Source organism: Mesorhizobium sp. WSM4806 (genome assembly GCF_055811635.1).
Window position 1 is genome coordinate 1 of record NZ_JBVVQZ010000064.1, and the last position, 872, is coordinate 872.

The 872-nt window shown below is 59.7% G+C and carries 1 protein-coding gene; it reads right to left on the reverse strand.

The features are described from left to right. On the reverse strand, positions 1-646 hold a 646-nt coding region (locus AC0L2M_RS34585), incomplete at its 3' end, for an alcohol dehydrogenase catalytic domain-containing protein (protein ID WP_473537266.1). Positions 647-872: the final 226 nt, after the last annotated feature.

The window sequence follows — 872 nt, forward strand, 5'->3', positions numbered from 1 at the left end:
CCACGACCTGCTTGGCACCGAGAAGAATGGCGCTGCGGATTGCCATCTGCCCCACCGGGCCACAGCCCCAGATCGCGACGGTATCGGAGGGCTCGATTTCGCACTGGACAGCAGCCTGCCAGCCAGTTGGCAATATGTCGCCAAGGAAGAGGACCTGCTCATCGGAGAGCCCGACCGGTACCTTGATGTGCGTTGCATCGGCAAATGGTACGCGAACATACTCGGCTTGTCCGCCCGGGTAACCGCCGGTCAGATGGGTATACCCAAACAGCCCAGCCGTCGTGTGACCGAACGCCTTGTCGGCGATGTTCTTGTTGCGGTTGGTACGTTCGCAGACCGAAAAGTTCCGGCGCTTGCACTGGTCACATTCCCCGCAAATGATGGTGAAGGGAACGACGATGCGGTCTCCCTTCCTAAGCGCGCCGTTTACCCCGGATCCAACTTCCACCACCTCACCCATCATTTCGTGGCCCATAATGTCGCCGGGCAGAATTGCCGGAATGAGGTTGTGATAGAGGTGCAGATCCGAGCCGCAGATCGCGCAGCTCGTCACCTTGACGATGACGTCGCGCGGGTCCTCGATTTCGGGATCGGTAACCTCATCGCAACGTATGTCTTCTTTTCCATGCCAAACCAGCGCTCGCATGCTTAATCTCCGTAGGCCCGGTTCGCGGCGTCGTGAGAGCGAGCTCGGCCGCTTTCCTTCAGGCTGCGAATTGGCTTTCCGGGGTCCAACCGCGAGGCAGCATCCATGTTCCCCGCCTCCGTTAAAAAACTCAGGCAGGCTCTTGAAAGGTGGGGCTGTTGGCAGTGTCGGAGCGTCGAGAAGGCGGTGGCCGCCCTGCCGGACATCGTTAAGAAGGTCAAGGAAG